A 17,352-nucleotide genomic window follows, 5' to 3' on the forward strand; every position below is an offset into this window, starting at 1 on the left:
CTGTGTCTTATTACCAAACCGGTTGGTCCAAACCGTCTGATGTTTCTTCGATAACTTTTTTCACTTCATCAGTGTGGTAAGCTGCGATAATTTTCTTGATGGCATCAGCCTTAGGTGATGATTCCCAATCTTTTTTCGCAACAATGATGTTGTACCATTGTTTTGAGTTTTCATCAGCTTGTTCTTTGAAGAGTGCTTTCTTGTAGTCCAATTTTGCTTCTGTAACGAAGGTATTGTTTACAACGGCAGCATCAACTGATGACAATGAACGAGCTGTTTGGCTAGCGTCCAATTCAGTAATCTTCAAGTTCTTTGGATTTTCTGTGATGTTAGCAACTGTTGCAAGTGCAGTTCCAGAAACATCCAATTTGATCAAACCAGCTGATTGAAGCAAGTAAAGCGCACGGCTTTCGTTTGTTGCATCGTTTGGTACGGCGATTTCACCGTTATCTGGGATTTCTTCCACTTTGGTGTACTTGTTTTCTTCCCCATTTTTACCTGAGTAAAGGCGGATTGGTGAGATGTAGGTATCTGCAATCGCTACAAGATCTTTCCCGTTTTCTTTGTTCCAGTTGTTCAAGAAGTTGTAGTGTTGGAAAGCGTTCAAGTCTACTTCGCCATCAGCAGTTGCCTTGTTTGGTTGTGAATAGTCTGTGAACTCTGTGAATTCCAATTTAATTCCATCTTTTTCAACCAATTCTTGGATTTTATCCCAACGCGCTTCTTCAGAACCGCTACGGTTAACTGTTGCAATTTTGACAACTGTTTCGTTGTCTGCTTTCTTTTCTGAATTTCCACAAGCTGCAAGAGTCAAACCTGCGACTGTAGCAAGAGCTGCTACACCGAGCCATTTTTTAATTTTCATGATTCTATCTCCTTTAAAAATAATACCGTAATAGTATCTCATACTTTATTTGATTTAGCAAATTGTTATTAGATAGGCAGACATATAGTTTGAAACTATATACCTAAAAATTGAGAAATCATCCGCCTTTCTCAGACTGGATGATTTCATACGACTATTTAATATCAGCTTCTGCTGGGAGGTAAGTGTCCCCGAAGAACTGTTTAGACAATTTTTCAAGAGTTCCGTCTTTGTAGAGTTCTTGGATACGTTTGTCTACAAATGATTTCAACTCATCTTGACCTTTAGCAAGAAGTGGGTAAACGTAAGGTTGTTGGTCGCTTGGAAGTTCAATGACTTTCAAGTTGTCCAAACCTTGGTTCTTGATAACTGTTTCAACACCGATCTTATCAAAGATCTTGTAGTCAAACTGACCATCGCTCAAACGAGACATGATTTGTTGGAAATCAGCCTTTGTATAGTTAAGGATAGTTGGATTGTCCGCATGCTCTGTGTTATATGCTTCCAATTGTTTAGCTGAGGTTGTTCCTTGAACGACTTCAGTAGATTTTCCACCGATATCATCAAGAGACTTGATGCTAGTGTCGTCCTTCTTCACAACAAGAACGTTAGGGTTTTTAGCAGTTGGTGCTGCGTAAAGGTATTTTTCTGCACGTTCTTTGGTATAGCTGAGGTTGTTAACAGCCATTTGGTAACGATCAGCATCAAGTCCTGGGAAAATCCCTGACCACTCTGTCTTTTCAAACTTGACAGTATACTTGTCTGAGTCTTTAAAGATCGCGCGAACCACTTCAATCTCGTAACCAGTCAATTCACCATTTTCTTCATAAATAAATGGTTTTGGTGAACCGTTAGTTGCTACGACGATTTCTTTTTTACCAGATGTTGCTTCACCTGATGCTGCATCTTTCTTATCTCCACCTGAGCACGCTGCTAGTAGACCTGCGGCAACAAGCCCTAGGGCAGCAAGAGATGAATATTTAACGATTTTTTTCATGTCATTTCCTCCAAAATAGAATACTTTACTATCTTAACAGAAAATATTTTTTTTCGCCATTATATGATACCTATCTCGGTGATAGGTTTTTTTTATGGCTGACTAAAAGACCAGACGTAAGACTGCAATCAAGACCACTCCAAAAAGAACCGTACCCACTAGATTGCGGTAGCGAAAGGCTACCCAAGCCGTTGGAAAGACTGCTAAAAAGTCCAGCCATTTGATTTGAGGAAGGCTGCCAACCTTGCCAGTCACTACGCTTGAAAGGATCAAGGCAAATATAATGGAAACAGGCAAAAACTTCAAAAACCGCTCGACGATAGCTGGCAAGCCCTTGTACTTAACCAAAATGAAAGGAATCATACGGGGAACCCAAGTCACTAGGCCTGAAAAGATAACAGCTAACAAAAGATATTTACTGACCATCTAAGACCACCCCCATAGTGCAACCTAGCAAGGTCGCAAACAAAACAGCTAGCGACTGAGACACTACTGTCAAGAGTAAAAAGAAGGACACCGCAACCACTGCTAGGATCCGTAGCAGGTTCCGTACAGGAACCCGTCTTTGCATAATCTGAAATTGCGAGGTAAAAATCCCGATAAACATCCCAACAAGGGCAAAGTCTAAGCCAAAGACCTCAGGATTTGGAAGAAGCCCACCTAAAGCTGTCCCCGCAACTGTCCCGATAAACCAGGCTACATAACTATTGAGATTGTTCCCGTGCATCCACATAGGATGGACCTTGTCTGTATGGGCTAATTCGCCCATCAAAACACCGTAGGTCTCATCTGTCAGGAGACTAGACATGCCGATATTTTGCCAGAGACTAGTATGACGGAAATAGGTCGATGCATGCAAGCTCAGCAAAAAGAGTCGCAAGTTGATCAAAAAGACCGTCATAGCAATAGCTACCACAGGCGCTTGTACCGCAATCAGTGCCAACATGGCAAACTGGGCGCTCCCAGCATAAACAAAGAGGCTCATCAAGCCCATCTCAACAGGCGTCACATAGGGCGCGCCAATAATCCCACAAGCCAGGCCAATGCTGACATAGCCAAGGGCAGTCGGCATAGCTGCCTGTACACCTTCCCAAAATCCTTTTTCTTTCATCCTTCTCCTCATATTTTCTCCAATTGAGGCTGTTCATCATCACAGCTACAGCACGGACTATTATAACATATTCAAAGAAGAGAAAAAAGTTTCGGATTCGAAACTTATTGCCAGCAAAAAGTGCTGAAGAGGGAGTATCATGGATACATAAGAAATTGATCCACTCGGATCATATACTTGTTGACTACAGTTTTTTCAGCATATTCATCTTCTGTCGGATAGACATCGACCCAGAGTTCCCACTGTTGTCCTTTCAATTTGACCTTGTAGCGATAACCGTCATCGTATAGTCCTACCGGATCAGTGGTCATGGACTGGTAATCCGGAAGAACTTCAAGTTCTTTTTTTATAGACTGGGATAAGTTATCAAGCAATGCTTGCTGCTCAGCTTTTGAGGTAACGGGAAAATAAGCCGCTACTGTTTCCAAGTAATGCGACTTTGAAAATGTGAATCTTACTCGACCTGTATGGCCCTTCAAAGAAATATTTTCGTAATCATAGAAAAGGCGGCCTGTTTTATAGAAATAAGGGTCTTCTGCACGCCAAGTATCGCGATAGGCCATTTCTGTTTCCTCAACCACTTTATCAGCTTCTCCAAATACTTTTTCAAAAGATTTAACAGGCATACCAAACGAAAGGGATTCAAACAAGACTAGTTGCGTCTTGTTGATATTATGGCAGGCTGATAAAAGCATGAGTAAAGCTCCAAGAGTAAGTAAACTACTAATTATTTTTGTAAATTTCATATTTCTACTATACAAGAAAACTCTAGGATTGACAAACTTTGATAGAGTCGGATGCTGTGAAGGGTAAGTGACAAACCGCCATAATAAGAAAAAGACTGGGAAGCCAGTCTTATTTATACGATGTTAAAAATTCTGCTAAACCTAATACCCAAACACCAGTAAACTGACAATGATTAAGAAGCTATTCCACAAGATATGTAAGGCCATAGGCCAATAGATAGAACGAGTATAGCGAAATAGTGTACCAAATAGCAAACCTACTCCTGCGTACACGATAAAATCTGTTATCACCCAACCATGTTGTAAAATATGGATGAGACTAAAGAGAGTGGAGGAAACGATGACATCAACATAGTACTTTTTAAATTTGGATAGAGCTGTCATCAGAAGTCCACGAAAGACGAACTCTTCAACTACAGGCGCTATCAAACTACCATAAAGAATGCGTATTACAAAGTAGCTCATTCCTGTCAAATTAGTCGCCACTTCTCGTATAGTATTCCCATTTTGCGTGCTTGGAAAGATCTGAGTTGTTATATTCACCCACAAAAACATCAGTATAAAAGAAAGAAATAAAACACCGATATAAGACCAACGAAACCGGAGTTGCCCGCACTCTTTCCAATAGTCACTCTTAACAAGAACGATGCTAGCAACCATTCCCTCAATAACTATCACTAACATCTGCAAACCATAAAATCCAAAATCCGATAATTGATCTACAAACTCTAACTTTGCCATAAGAGTAAAAATCAGGTAATAAGTGGCTATTATCAAAATCGTTGCTAGATGCAATTTTATTTCTTTCATTTTCATAATTTAGTCTCCTAAGCGCTATCTGCGACGACGTCCAATTAGTCCTTCAGCTAATCCATTTGCCCAATCAAAAGCACCATAAGGACTTGGCCCGATACTTCTACCTCCCCAAGCGGGTAAAGTTGTTCTGCCACCTTCAAAAAGATGAATGAGATCTCCACCTTTAACCGCTTGCAACTCAGCTTCTGTCAATTCCATTGTTTCTGCAAATTGTAAATTCAACATCATTTACACTCCTTCAATTATTTTTACTTGTAAACTACTTCTGCGACCTAGGATTTGCTTCAAATACTTTACAAGGACAGTATATCACAGAAGTTAGTCCATTTTAGAAAATCGCATATTTGATATTTTTTCTTATGGAAATTTCACATTTGCGATTTTGATTGATTTGATTATTTCACTGATATAATATAGTTACCATTATGTAGGAGGACATGAAATGAAGAAACAAATCATAGCATTATTGACAATCGTTGCTGAGATTATTATCATTTTCCCGTTTCTAACTAATCGATAAGTTCTTTGTATTGCTGAAAACGCAAGTCGAAGAGGGCTATCAATTGTGGATTTTCTAATACTTGCAGAGATTGGATAAAGTGTTCAATCTCTTTTTGATTGTTTCCTTTGGTTTGAAGGAAAATACTCATTTTCTTTAAAAATTGCCACAACACTTTTTCAAAAACATCATACGGACGGAGCATACTCTCCAACTCGGCTTCAAAGATTGGGATGTAAGAGAAAAGTTTGCGCTCCATGAGCTCTGATATAATATTCAGAAAGCCACTTTTCATATACAGTCTATTATGTACCAACTCTTTAAATTCCTTGGATTTTTCAAGTAAAGAGGTTGATAAAAATATCAAATCTTGATTACTCAAGAAAGGCATGGTATTACAGAATATATAGAGTTCAAACCAGGTCCAAGACTCGATAGCATAGAGATAGGTGGTTAAAAACTCGCTATCCTCCTCTGCTAGCGGATAGCTTTTATCCAAGGAATGGATAGCATCTTTGATTACAATAGCATTCAAACGACGATAGGTTTCTGCCATCTGTTCTTGTTCGATTTCCTCCAACAGTTGCTCTAAACCCGCTATATCCTGATGGGCAAAACGATCCACAACCTTTCGACCAAATCGCATGTGTGGGGATTCTTGATAGTTATTGAGCTTGTGTCCAAATTCATCGAAGGTCACATTTATCCCTTGGATCGCTAGGATCAGCTTGTCCGCAGATAGCATAGACTGTCCTAGTTCAAACTTGGATAGCTGGGATGCTGTCAGTCCATCACAAGCCACATCTGACTGCTTGAGTTTTCTCGCCAGACGCAATTCCTTGTAAAATTCTCCCAATTCCATTTTTTCAATCATGGCCAAACTCCCTTTACTATTCTATTCGTAAAAACTTTTCCTTTTTTAACATATTATAAAATATTTTAGCAAAAAAGCCAGCTTCAAGCTGACTCTTTATTCCATGGTATCAAAGGCAAGACTTGGTTTGGCATTGAGGTCCAAGTCTGCAAAGTTTTCTTTGTTCCATTCGCTGACACTGGCATAGGCAATCATACCTGCATTGTCTCCACAGAGACGCAGGGGTGGAATGATGACCTTGACATCTGTAATTTCGGCCGCTAGGCGTTCTCTGAGACCTTTATTGGCTGCTACACCACCTGCCACTACCAGAGTTTTAACAGGATATTTCTCCAAAGCCTTCTTGGTTTTTGCCATGAGAATATCCATGACAGCTGCTTGGAAGGAAGCACACAAATCCTCTGTAGACAAGCTTTCTCCCTTTTGCTCAGCATTGTGGTAAAGATTGATAAAGGCAGACTTCAAACCTGAGAATGAAAACTCCAGATTATCTTCCTTGATCATAGCACGAGGGAAATCATAAATATCCTGACCTTGATGGGCCAACTCGTCAATCTCTCGACCTGCTGGATAGGTCAGCCCCATAACTCGACCGACCTTATCATAGGCTTCACCGACCGCATCATCGCGAGTTTCCCCCACAATCTTATAGTCACCAGCCTGACTGACATAGACCAGCTCAGTATGGCCTCCGCTGACTAAGAGAGCCAGCAAGGGAAACTCCAAGGGCTCCACACTATGAGCTGCCATCAGGTGCCCAGCCATGTGATTGACGGGGATCAGTGGCAGGCCATGCGCCCAAGCAAAGGCCTTGGCAGCTGACAAGCCAACTAGTAGAGCTCCAACCAATCCAGGTCCGTAGGTAACGGCAACGGCTGTCACATCTTCTTCTGTAATTCCTGCTTCTGCTAGAGCCTCCTCGATACAGGCTGTAATGACCTCGACATGGTGACGACTAGCCACTTCTGGCACTACGCCCCCAAAACGTTTATGACTCTCAATTTGACTAGCAATGACATTGGACAAGAGCTGGTCGTCGTTTTTTAAGACAGCGACACTGGTCTCATCGCAAGATGTCTCAAAAGCTAAAATATATCTATCTTTCATGGATCTCTCTTTTCATGACAATCGCATCTTCTATCGGCGCATGGTAGTAGACCTTCCGTCGCGCGATTTCTTCAAATTTTTCTTTTTTATAAAATAGCAGAGCTGGCCTGTTCGACTCCCTCACTTCGAGGAAAATTTCTTTGTCGGCAGGCAAAAAGTCAAACAAGGCTGTCGCGATTCCCTGACCCTGATAGGCTTTTTTGACAGCGATTTGCAGGACTTCCGCTTCAAAGAGATTCTCTTGAATTGCTAGAAATCCAATCACTTCTACCCCATCATAAGCCAATGCATACCAGGTCTGATCTTGGGACAGGTCTGCTTGGATTTGTTCCAGCGCCCACGGACTAACTGGGTAAACATCTACCATAACAGCATAGATGGCTTGCGCCAGGTTAGGCTGTCCTTGAATTCGTTTAATCTCTATCATAGGCGTTTAATGTAGGACTCGCCAGACTCGGAGTGGTTCTTGAGCCAGTTTTCCTCGGCTTCGACACGCTTGAGGTAATTTGGCACAAAGTCGTGCAAGGAGTCTGCTTCTTTGTCCCAGGCCCAAAGAGCTAGATTAGCTGCATTTGGCAAGGTTTCTTGGTAGCTGGCTTGTGGTAGTTGTTCTTGGATCTGTTCCACAAAGGCTCCAACTTCTCCGACAAAGGTCACCTGCTCAGCATCCTTGACCTGCTCTAGCACTTCCGCAAAAGACAGATGTGCTTCTGGCAAGACTGGCTTGGCATTTTCATAAAAGCCTGCATAGACATTGTTACGACGCGCATCCATGATAGGAACCACCAAGCCTTCTTTTTGGCGTGGCACCAGAGCCAATAGACTAGACATCCCAACTAACTCAATGTTCAGAGTATGAGCCAAGGTCTTGGCAGTTGCTACCGCAATTCGTAAACCTGTGTAGCTACCTGGTCCCTCTGCCACCACGATGCGATCCAAGTCCTTGGGCGTCAGGTCCAAACTCGACATCAAAAAATCGATGGCAGGCATGAGGGTGATACTGTGATTTTTCTTGATATTGATCATAGTCTCAGCAAGAACCTGCTTGTCCTCTAAAATGGCTAGAGAAAGAGCCTTGCTAGACGTATCAAAAGCTAATACTTTCATAACACATTCCTATCTTTTTGTCTGTTTACTATTATACTACAAAAGCCAGCGCATGGGAATTTTCTTTGTTTCCAAACAAAAAGGCCTACCACTTAGACAAAAAGAAGTGTAAATAAGTCATATATGCCTTAACTCGATTGTCGATGTGAGAAATCATCATCGTAAAAATAAAGATATCACCTAAAAATAGAAAAAGTCCATCCCATCTAAAGACGAGGTGGATTTTCTGTATATCTAGAGGAATAATTGACTTTAGGCATTTAAACCAAAGTAGAAAACGAGCCAGACAACATAGGTGACCAGGAGGAGAAAAATTGAATAGAGCGTCACAAAAGCAAGCTTCCAAAGGAACTTTGTTTTGCGGTGTTCCAGATGCACAAACAGGGCATTCCCCCCATAGACACAAGCTACAAAGACTACAAACATCAAGAGGCGAACCCCTACTGCAAATTCAAACAAACTAAACATTCTTAATCCTCCTTTTGGTATTACTATTTTTATTTAAACTGTTGACAATGTTGTTCAATCAATGTTAAAATGTAATTCAACATTGGTAGGAAAATCAGGTTGAGTCGTTGACTCTTCGGGCTGCAGTGCTATCCCTGAAACTTTGGTTTCTAAAGAACTGAAATTGCGATTGAACAATTCGCCCCCAGTGTTTGACTGCTCTTGACTTCGGTCAGGAGCTTTTTGATGCTTTTAAAGTTGATTCCCTCAGTAAGTTATAGTAAAGTATAAATATCGAGAGGATAACATAGGGCGACTGGTAACAGAGCGTTCAGTTGGTTATCTTCGTTAAAAGCGTAGATGATTTTTTGATTTGCAAATCTATCTAAATATTGTTGTGCTGACCTTTGCAAAGCATCCGCATACTTATTTAAAGTCCTTATGTCCGCATCTTCAGGGTATTTGTAGCCACCACGCAACCGATAACTTGACTTTACTGACTTGTCAATGTTAAAATATAATTGAACATTGGTAGGAAAATCAGGTTGAGCCTTTGGCTCTTCAGGCTGTGGTGCTGTCCTTGAGGGTTCGCCTTCTAAATAACTGTAATTGCGATTGATTAGTTCGCCCCCAGTGTTAGATGGCTCTTGACTTTTGTCAAGGGCTTTTTCTTTTTCGACCTAAAACAGAGACTTTTCAATATTATCCTTGAATTCTCACATATTACTCTTAGACTTTTTGAGAATTTTTTTAACATGATTTATCGGCCCGTCAAAATTTTTATTTTTTAAATCGTTGATGTAATTCTTTTGTTCACCCTGAAAATAAGTCAACAGAGGTTTTTTGTTATCCCTAAGTTGAAGATCTTTCAAGGCAGAGTAATAACATTTCTTATTCAAAAAACCTATAATGAAAGGAACAATTCCTTCTTTTAGACACTCCTTAAACAATAGCAAGCGCCCCACTCGACCATTACCATCAGCGAATGGATGGATTTTTTCAAAGTTAGCATGAAAAGTAATAAGATACTCCAATTCTTTGGCGTTATTTAAGTTATATCCAATTAGTAAGGTCCGCATCTCTTCTTCAACACGTTCTACAGGAGTTGTCTCCATTTTTCCTACGATATTTGGGAGTAATTTGTAGGCTCCGACAGAAGCAAGAGGGCTATACTCCAAACTGGTTCCACTTTTCAATATTTGATGAATTTTTTTAATATAAGCTTCTGTCAGTGGTTCATTCACAGTATCCAGAATGTAGTCAAAACATTTGAAATGATTTGCCATTTCAATCACATCATCAATTCTGATTCCCCTTTCCCCGATATTTGCGATGATTTTTGTATCATAAATAAAACTAACCTGATTTTCAGTCAGGCTACTACCTTCTATTTTATTGGAATGATAGGCAAAACGTTTTTGGGTTATATCGTAGATTCCCCCATGAAGTTTTGTGTTACGTTCTTCTAAGAGTCTTTCAATAAGGTCCATTGCATCTCCTATAATATTTTTAAATTGATTCTTTATATACTATCTCAAAAATAGCATCCCAGGATAGTTCCTTAATCAAGTTGTTTACTTTGCTCTCACCTGCATTATTCTTAATGGCATCACCAATTTCTTGCAGGCCTAACCCTACAACTTCGGCCATCCATAATTTTAGTTGTAAACTCGGATATTTACGAAACTGTGTTATCCACAAGTCTTCAGCAGTTTTACCTTCATTTTTGATTTCAATTATTGTCTGAGCAAACAATGAAACATATAGATGCCATTTTTGATTTGGTTCACATTTATCATCTAGGTTTAAGTCTAAAATCGAGATATCATTCATTTCCCGCAGATATGAAAGTTCATGTTCTTCAAATAAATTTTTCTCTATACAGTTTTTGAGAACTTCATAATTTTTATAATGCTGTTCATCTTTTGAAATATATTCTCCTTGTGAAGAACAAACCTTAGCGAAATCAATATAACCTCCTTTTGTTTGTCCAAATTTTGTTTTCATATATGCATTAGAGATGGGAGGTTTCGCCTCTTTATTAATAAAATAGTCTCTTACTTGTTTAAATGTCGGTCTCATATCATCTCTCATTCTTTATAAGTTCCATTAAGTTTTCGACAATATCATTTTTAATATACTGATATTCTTCTTCTGAAATGTTTTCAAGAAAAGCAATTGTTTCCTTATAATCGTTATATAAACCCTCATCTATATATTTAAGATTATTAGCATCTTCATCTAAAATAGAAATTGCCTTTCTTTTGTTAGCTTCAATGAATCTTTCGTTTCTTGTATAAAGTCCCATTTCATAAAAAAATAGATTAAATAATAAAGTTATTTCAATTGTATCATTCATCTAATAATTCTCCTTGTAACATTTTTCTCCATTTTAACATTGGCTCTTGACTTCGGTCAAGGGCTTTTTGATGCTTTTAAAGTTGATTCCCTCAGTAAGTTATAGTAAAATATAAATATTGAGAGGATAACGTAAAGCGACTGGTAACAGAGCGTTCAAAGGTACCAACTTCTGGTACGGGTGTGGGACTGCCTTCAGCTTTGAGCTGTAAAGACCCCTGACTACCATTGGTCCTCTCTTTTTGCTTACTCTTAAATTAAGGGCTTTTCTTTGCCTGTTTAGTAAGCACTCCACTCCATGCTATGTCTACATCGTTATACTTATAGATTGACTTCTTAGCTGAGTAGATGATAAAATAGGGTAAGATTGAGATTTGGTCTGGCTTGGTGACAAGTCTTTCAAAGGTTGTGATTCAATCACTTCAGGTAATGGTGCTGCCCCTTGAGCTTGCTCAGAAAGATCCCTTAATTTTGTCTCAGCCTTTTTGTTTGCTCTCGAGATTTCTCAAGAGCTTTTTCTTTTTTCAAAGATATCATTCTGTCCCAACCATCCACTCCAACGATTAATGAAACTAGAACTATATTCTTCCTTAAATCCACTATCTCTTTATATTCCCCCTTCCATTATAACACCTTATCGCTATCCGACCAATCCCTAATCATCTTTTTGCTTCCTCTTTCCCTCACGACTTTCTCCATTTCCGTCTTTTACTAATTTTTCATTTTATGGTATAATTGAAATAATTGTAACGAATCAAGGTCAATCTAGACACAAAATGGAATGAAATCAAGCAAATCTCTACTAAAAGTTTGGAATAAGCTGACCTGTAAATAGAAAGGAACTATATGATTTACAAAGTTTTTTATCAAGAAACAAAAGAACGTAGCCCACGTCGTGAAACAACACGCTCACTTTACCTAGACATCGATGCCAACTCAGAACTTGAGGGGCGTATCGCTGCTCGCCAACTTGTCGAAGAAAACCGCCCAGAGTACAATATCGAATTTATCGAACTCTTGTCTGACAAATTGCTAGATTACGAAAAAGAAACTGGCGCTTTCGAAATCACGGAGTTCTAATATGGCCTACACTCTTAAACCTGAAGAAGTCGGCGTTTTTGCCATCGGTGGTCTGGGAGAAATCGGGAAAAACACTTACGGAATTGAATACCAAGACGAAATTATCATCGTCGATGCTGGGATTAAATTCCCGGAAGATGACTTGCTGGGTATAGACTACGTTATCCCTGACTACTCTTACATCGTGGACAATATCGACCGCGTCAAAGCCGTTTTGATTACACACGGACACGAGGACCACATCGGTGGGATTCCTTTCCTGCTCAAGCAAGCAAATGTCCCTATCTACGCTGGACCACTTGCCTTGGCTTTGATCCGTGGAAAACTTGAAGAACACGGCCTCTTGCGCAACGCCAAACTTTACGAAATCAACCACAACACTGAGTTGACCTTTAAAAATCTCAAGGCAACTTTCTTTAGAACCACTCACTCTATTCCAGAACCTTTGGGGATTGTCATTCATACTCCTCAAGGGAAAATCGTCTGTACGGGTGACTTTAAGTTTGACTTTACTCCAGTTGGGGAACCTGCGGACTTGCACCGGATGGCAGCCCTTGGTGAAGAAGGCGTACTCTGCCTCCTCTCTGACTCGACAAATGCAGAAGTGCCAACCTTTACCAACTCTGAAAAAGTCGTTGGTCAGTCCATCATGAAGATTATCCAAGGTATCGAAGGACGTATCATCTTTGCATCCTTTGCCTCAAATATCTTCCGTCTCCAGCAAGCAACAGATGCCGCTGTTAAGACTGGACGCAAGATTGCGGTCTTTGGACGTTCGATGGAAAAGGCCATTGTCAACGGGATCGAGCTTGGCTACATCAAAGCTCCTAAGGGAACCTTTATCGAGCCAAACGAAATCAAAGACTACCCTGCAGGCGAGGTTCTCATCCTCTGTACAGGTAGTCAGGGTGAGCCGATGGCAGCCCTTTCTCGTATCGCTAACGGAACCCACCGTCAGGTGCAACTCCAACCCGGCGATACTGTTATCTTCTCTTCTAGCCCAATCCCTGGAAACACCACTAGCGTCAACAAGTTGATTAACATTATCTCAGAAGCTGGTGTCGAAGTCATCCACGGAAAAATTAACAATATCCACACCTCTGGACACGGTGGTCAGCAAGAGCAAAAACTCATGCTCCGCTTGATTAAGCCCAAATACTTCATGCCTGTCCACGGTGAATACCGTATGCAGAAAGTCCACGCTGGACTAGCGGTGGATACGGGTGTCGAGAAGGACAATATCTTTATCATGAGCAATGGTGATGTACTTGCCCTTACTGCTAACTCAGCCCGTATCGCAGGGCACTTCAATGCCCAAGACATCTATGTTGATGGAAATCGTATCGGTGAAATCGGCGCTGCTGTCCTCAAAGACCGTCGTGATTTATCTGAAGACGGTGTCGTTCTAGCAGTCGCAACTGTTGACTTCAAGTCTAAAATGATCTTGTCTGGTCCTGACATCCTTAGCCGAGGCTTTGTCTACATGAGAGAGTCTGGCGACTTGATTCGCCAAAGCCAACGTATCCTCTTCAATGCTATTCGTATCGCATTGAAAAACAAAGATGCTAGCGTGCAGTCTGTCAATGGTGCCATTGTCAACGCCATTCGCCCCTTCCTCTATGAAAATACGGAACGTGAACCGATCATTATCCCTATGATCCTCACACCAGACGAAGAATAATAAATCATCCCTCACCCATGAAGCACACCCCAAAAGTTGGATTTTGCTCTTACTTTTTGGGGTATGCTTCATTATTGTGTGAGCTTTATTTAAGTAAAAATTCCTGAGGACTGTCAGTTCCTCAGGAATTTAATGTGCTTATGCACCACATCTTCGTTATTCTAGTCTGTTATATTTTTTCTTTTATTTTTATAAAGTAGTTAACTGTAAGTTCTCAACTCGGTCCAAACATTTTTATTACTAAATGTCTTAATTCGTCCAGCTGGACGCCATTCATTAGTTCCTTGATATTTAACCTCTAATTTATAAATATTAACTGTAAAAGAAGCTTTCAAAACTATATAACCATATTTATAAGGTGGAACAAAATGAGTAGCTGCGCTTCCATAAGTAAAACCTATTCCATACTCAGAAGAAGAAAAACTTTGTCCTGATGATATTGACACACTGGCTCCTGAGCTCCCTCCATAAACAGTATAAGAAACTCGTCCAGAAACTGCTGTATCACGGTAAGAGCTGAGGTATGTTCTACGAACACTACTTACTCCATAAGAACGGAATGAGCTTGCATTAGAAGGTGTTATATTTCTAGATTTTAAAAATTGTTCTCTAGTTTCTAAATTTTCAAACTCATAAATTACTCCAGTTTTATTTTCTTTTAATACCAACTCTGATATCACTTCAAAATCAGGACTTGGAATAGTATCTGCTTTGACGTCTAAAAATATTCCAAAAGTGAGCAAGCTAAACAACAATAAGAATATCAACTTAAGTTTGTTCCTATCCAATCTCCATTCTAACTAGAAAATCGAAGACTAAAAATAAAATGATATTATTTTTTCAAACTCTTAAAAATCATAATCACCCCTACCACCATTCCTAAAGATGGAACTGGACGCCACAACAAACTCCAAAATATAGATTGTATTTTTAATATTAGCTCGTCATCAGCTACATGGTAAGGATTTATATGGAAAAGCAAAAAACAGCAACATATGACCAAAACACCACATAGAAATAAGATATCTGGATTTATTTTTCTAATTTTAATCAACTCCTTCCACAATACTTTATTTTTTCAAAAAATGGGAGCTTCTTATAGAGAGAAGTGTCTTTTTATTCGTGATAAGATGCAAGGACTAGGGTTAGTGTAACGATGTCTCGCCTAAAATCCGCTCAAAGAATCTTAGGCGAGACAATCGTTTCAGCTACCAAGTGATAGGTACTATTCTCTGGTCAACCTCCGCACCTACATTTGAAATTTGTATATATCTCCCAATTTTGAAAGTATAAAGTATAAACTAAAAGACGAATAGTGTATTCAGCAAAACAACTACTGACAGACCCCTCCCTTCTAGTTTAGCTAAATACTTTTTGTTAACGCTTTCATTTTATCATAAAATAATTTCAATGTCAAATTTATTTATGAATATAGCTCTATAAATTATAATAAGTAACAAATGTCCTAGAAATTAAAAGCAAAAAACTTTTAGAATATTTATCACTTATGTTTCTAAAACCCTTATTCTCTTGTATTCAATATTCAATATTAGTATCATTGCTTTTACAACGGCCAATCTCAGATCAGTATTTCTTCCACCAATAGTATATTTAATCATTGCTTTGAATATTTTGATAATGTTTTATCAGTGGCATAAAAGATTTCTTTTAATTTAATATTTAAATGTGCAATATAAATCCAGAGTCCGTCAAAAAAACAGCCCCATCTTCGGAGCTGTTTTTCTCTATGCTTTCTTTTCTTGATTCTTAGAAATACTACGATTTTTACCTTCTAGGTACACCATCAAAATAGAAATATCTGCTGGATTTACTCCCGAAATACGGCTAGCTTGACCGATGGTTTCTGGATTTATCAGTTTGAACTTCTGGCGAGCTTCTGTCGCAATCGAGTCAATATCATCCCAGTCGATATTGGCTGGAATGCGTTTTTCTTCCATGCGCTTCATCTTGGCAACCTGATCCATGGCTTTGGAAATATAGCCTTCGTACTTGATTTCTGTTTCAATCAATTCGATAATCTTGTCATCCAAGTCCTCAGCAGCTGGACCGATGAAAGCCACCACATCTTGATAAGACACTTCTGGACGGCGAAGGAATTCCTTGGCTGTCACGGCATCTGTCAACGGCTTGAAGCCCATTTCCTCAACCTTGGCATTAGTTCCCTTGACTGGCTTGAGTTTAATGCTGTCGAGGCGCTTCATCTCATTGTCAAATTGATTTTTCTTGATTTCAAAACGAGTCCAGCGTTCATCATCAACGAGGCCAATCTCACGCCCCATCTCAGTCAAACGCATATCGGCATTGTCATGACGGAGGATGAGGCGGTATTCGGCACGACTGGTCAAGAGACGATAGGGTTCAATGGTGCCCTTGGTCACCAAGTCATCAATCATCACCCCGATATAGCCGTCACTGCGCTTCAAAATCAACTCTGGCTTGCCTTGGATTTTTAGAGCCGCATTGATACCAGCGATAATCCCTTGGCCAGCAGCTTCTTCGTAACCTGACGTTCCATTTGTCTGACCAGCAGTAAAAAGGCCTGAAATTTTCTTGGTTTCCAGAGTAGCACGCAACTGGTGTGGCAAGACCATGTCGTACTCAATGGCATAACCAGTACGCATCATTTCAGCATTTTCCAAACCTTTGATGGAATGAACCAAGTCACGTTGGACATCCTCAGGCAGACTGGTTGAAAGACCTTGGACATAGACTTCCTCTGTATTGCGCCCTTCTGGCTCAAGGAAAAGTTGGTGGCGTTCCTTGTCCGCAAAGCGCACAATCTTGTCCTCAATCGACGGACAGTAACGAGGCCCCACTCCCTTGACCACACCTGTAAACATAGGCGCACGATGGAGGTTATTTTGGATAATCTCATGACTGGTAGCATTGGTATAGGTCAACCAGCATGGCACTTGGTCCTTGACATAGTCCTCATCTCGTGAAGTGTATGAGAAGTGATTAGGCGCTTCGTCCCCTGGCTGAATCTCTGTCACGTCGTAGTTAATAGAGGAAGCCTTGACACGTGGAGGCGTTCCTGTCTTGAAACGACCGATTTCGAGGCCCAGCTCCTTGAGGTTGTCAGCAAGGTTAATCGAAGCTAGACTGTGGTTTGGCCCTGATGAGTACTTGAGGTCTCCGATGATGATTTCCCCACGGAGTGCAGTCCCTGTCGTCACGATAACAGCCTTGGCAGCATACTCTTGATGAGTAGCTGTACGAACACCGACAACCTTGCCATCTTCCACCAAAATCTCATCAATCATAGTCTGACGAAGGGTGAGGTTGTCTTGATTTTCAACTGTCTTGCGCATCTCCTTAGAGTAAAGTTCCTTGTCAGCCTGCGCACGAAGGGCACGGACAGCTGGACCCTTACCAGTGTTGAGCATCTTCATCTGGATGTAGGTCTTGTCAATGGTTTTAGCCATTTCACCACCGAGGGCATCGACTTCACGCACAACAATCCCCTTGGCAGAACCACCGATAGAAGGGTTACAAGGCATGAATGCCAACATTTCAATGTTGATGGTCGCAAGCAAGACCTTACAGCCCATACGGCTAGCAGCTAGAGATGCCTCCACCCCAGCGTGTCCCGCACCGATTACAATAATATCGTATTCTTCCGTAAAATTATAAGTCATTTTCT

19 protein-coding genes are annotated in these 17,352 nt (G+C 40.4%); 2 read left to right on the forward strand and 17 right to left on the reverse strand.

Annotated features, from left to right (window positions below; all coding sequences use genetic code 11):
* Positions 1-10 precede the first annotated feature (10 nt).
* The 15 genes from A0739_RS04710 to A0739_RS04780 form a co-directional block, all read right to left on the reverse strand.
* Positions 11-865 (reverse strand): MetQ/NlpA family ABC transporter substrate-binding protein, encoded by an 855-nt coding sequence (locus A0739_RS04710; protein WP_000694533.1) that lies wholly within the window; start codon positions 863-865, stop codon positions 11-13.
* Between the two features lie 154 nt (positions 866-1,019).
* Positions 1,020-1,862: an amino acid ABC transporter substrate-binding protein gene (locus A0739_RS04715; RefSeq protein ID WP_061587225.1), complete on the reverse strand. Its 843-nt coding sequence runs from the start codon at positions 1,860-1,862 to the stop codon at positions 1,020-1,022.
* Positions 1,863-1,964: 102 nt separating this feature from the next.
* Positions 1,965-2,288, reverse strand: a complete 324-nt coding sequence (locus A0739_RS04720) for an AzlD domain-containing protein (protein ID WP_000253946.1) — start codon at positions 2,286-2,288, stop codon at positions 1,965-1,967.
* Positions 2,278-2,973: an AzlC family ABC transporter permease gene (locus A0739_RS04725; protein WP_082243806.1), complete on the reverse strand. Its 696-nt coding sequence runs from the start codon at positions 2,971-2,973 to the stop codon at positions 2,278-2,280. The genes A0739_RS04720 and A0739_RS04725 overlap by 11 nt, the downstream gene beginning before the upstream one ends.
* 137 nt (positions 2,974-3,110) lie before the next feature.
* On the reverse strand, positions 3,111-3,719 hold the full coding sequence (locus A0739_RS04730; protein WP_061587226.1) for a hypothetical protein: 609 nt from the start codon (positions 3,717-3,719) through the stop codon (positions 3,111-3,113).
* Positions 3,720-3,860: 141 nt separating this feature from the next.
* The gene (locus A0739_RS04735; RefSeq protein ID WP_082243807.1) at positions 3,861-4,535 is read right to left on the reverse strand and encodes a CPBP family intramembrane glutamic endopeptidase; all 675 of its coding nucleotides are present in this window, start codon (positions 4,533-4,535) and stop codon (positions 3,861-3,863) included.
* Positions 4,536-4,553: 18 nt separating this feature from the next.
* Entirely contained in the window at positions 4,554-4,760 is a 207-nt protein-coding gene (locus A0739_RS04740; protein ID WP_061587228.1) for a hypothetical protein, read from the reverse strand.
* A gap of 284 nt (positions 4,761-5,044) precedes the next feature.
* Positions 5,045-5,908, reverse strand: coding sequence for an XRE/MutR family transcriptional regulator (locus tag A0739_RS04745; protein ID WP_061587229.1), 864 nt, complete (start codon positions 5,906-5,908; stop codon positions 5,045-5,047).
* A gap of 96 nt (positions 5,909-6,004) precedes the next feature.
* Positions 6,005-7,015, reverse strand: a complete 1,011-nt coding sequence (gene tsaD / locus A0739_RS04750; protein WP_061587230.1) for a tRNA (adenosine(37)-N6)-threonylcarbamoyltransferase complex transferase subunit TsaD — start codon at positions 7,013-7,015, stop codon at positions 6,005-6,007.
* Positions 7,005-7,442, reverse strand: a complete 438-nt coding sequence (gene rimI, locus A0739_RS04755; protein WP_061587231.1) for a ribosomal protein S18-alanine N-acetyltransferase — start codon at positions 7,440-7,442, stop codon at positions 7,005-7,007. Before rimI ends, tsaD begins: the two co-directional genes overlap by 11 nt.
* Complete coding sequence (gene tsaB / locus A0739_RS04760; protein ID WP_061587232.1) at positions 7,439-8,122, reverse strand: tRNA (adenosine(37)-N6)-threonylcarbamoyltransferase complex dimerization subunit type 1 TsaB; 684 nt, start codon at positions 8,120-8,122, stop codon at positions 7,439-7,441. The genes rimI and tsaB overlap by 4 nt, the downstream gene beginning before the upstream one ends.
* 252 nt (positions 8,123-8,374) lie before the next feature.
* Positions 8,375-8,590 carry a hypothetical protein gene (locus tag A0739_RS04765; RefSeq protein WP_000492029.1) on the reverse strand — a complete coding sequence of 72 codons (216 nt, stop codon included), beginning with the start codon at positions 8,588-8,590 and terminating at the stop codon, positions 8,375-8,377.
* Positions 8,591-9,285: 695 nt separating this feature from the next.
* A complete protein-coding gene (locus tag A0739_RS04770) occupies positions 9,286-10,059 on the reverse strand; it encodes a Fic family protein (protein WP_061587233.1) in 774 nt (257 codons plus the stop codon).
* A 19-nt stretch (positions 10,060-10,078) separates the two neighbouring features.
* Positions 10,079-10,651 (reverse strand): hypothetical protein, encoded by a 573-nt coding sequence (locus A0739_RS04775; protein WP_231082575.1) that lies wholly within the window; start codon positions 10,649-10,651, stop codon positions 10,079-10,081.
* A 1-nt stretch (position 10,652) separates the two neighbouring features.
* Positions 10,653-10,928 carry a hypothetical protein gene (locus tag A0739_RS04780; RefSeq protein WP_061587234.1) on the reverse strand — a complete coding sequence of 92 codons (276 nt, stop codon included), beginning with the start codon at positions 10,926-10,928 and terminating at the stop codon, positions 10,653-10,655.
* Positions 10,929-11,773: 845 nt separating this feature from the next.
* On the opposite strand from A0739_RS04780, the gene A0739_RS04785 reads away from it, so the two are divergent.
* Together A0739_RS04785 and rnjA are read left to right on the forward strand one after the other, a co-directional pair.
* The gene (locus tag A0739_RS04785; protein WP_000639581.1) at positions 11,774-12,007 is read left to right on the forward strand and encodes a DNA-dependent RNA polymerase subunit epsilon; all 234 of its coding nucleotides are present in this window, start codon (positions 11,774-11,776) and stop codon (positions 12,005-12,007) included.
* 1 nt (position 12,008) lies between these two features.
* Positions 12,009-13,688, forward strand: coding sequence for a ribonuclease J1 (rnjA, locus tag A0739_RS04790; RefSeq protein WP_000331970.1), 1,680 nt, complete (start codon positions 12,009-12,011; stop codon positions 13,686-13,688).
* Between the two features lie 200 nt (positions 13,689-13,888).
* Here the strand turns inward: rnjA and A0739_RS04795 are convergent, their stop codons facing one another.
* Both A0739_RS04795 and mnmG read right to left on the reverse strand, forming a co-directional pair.
* Positions 13,889-14,431 (reverse strand): hypothetical protein, encoded by a 543-nt coding sequence (locus A0739_RS04795; RefSeq protein WP_155718967.1) that lies wholly within the window; start codon positions 14,429-14,431, stop codon positions 13,889-13,891.
* 1,002 nt (positions 14,432-15,433) lie between these two features.
* Positions 15,434-17,347 carry a tRNA uridine-5-carboxymethylaminomethyl(34) synthesis enzyme MnmG gene (gene mnmG, locus A0739_RS04800; protein ID WP_061587236.1) on the reverse strand — a complete coding sequence of 638 codons (1,914 nt, stop codon included), beginning with the start codon at positions 17,345-17,347 and terminating at the stop codon, positions 15,434-15,436.
* Positions 17,348-17,352: the final 5 nt, after the last annotated feature.

Origin of the sequence: Streptococcus oralis (assembly GCF_001588645.1) — a bacterium.
GTDB lineage: Bacteria > Bacillota > Bacilli > Lactobacillales > Streptococcaceae > Streptococcus > Streptococcus oralis_AB.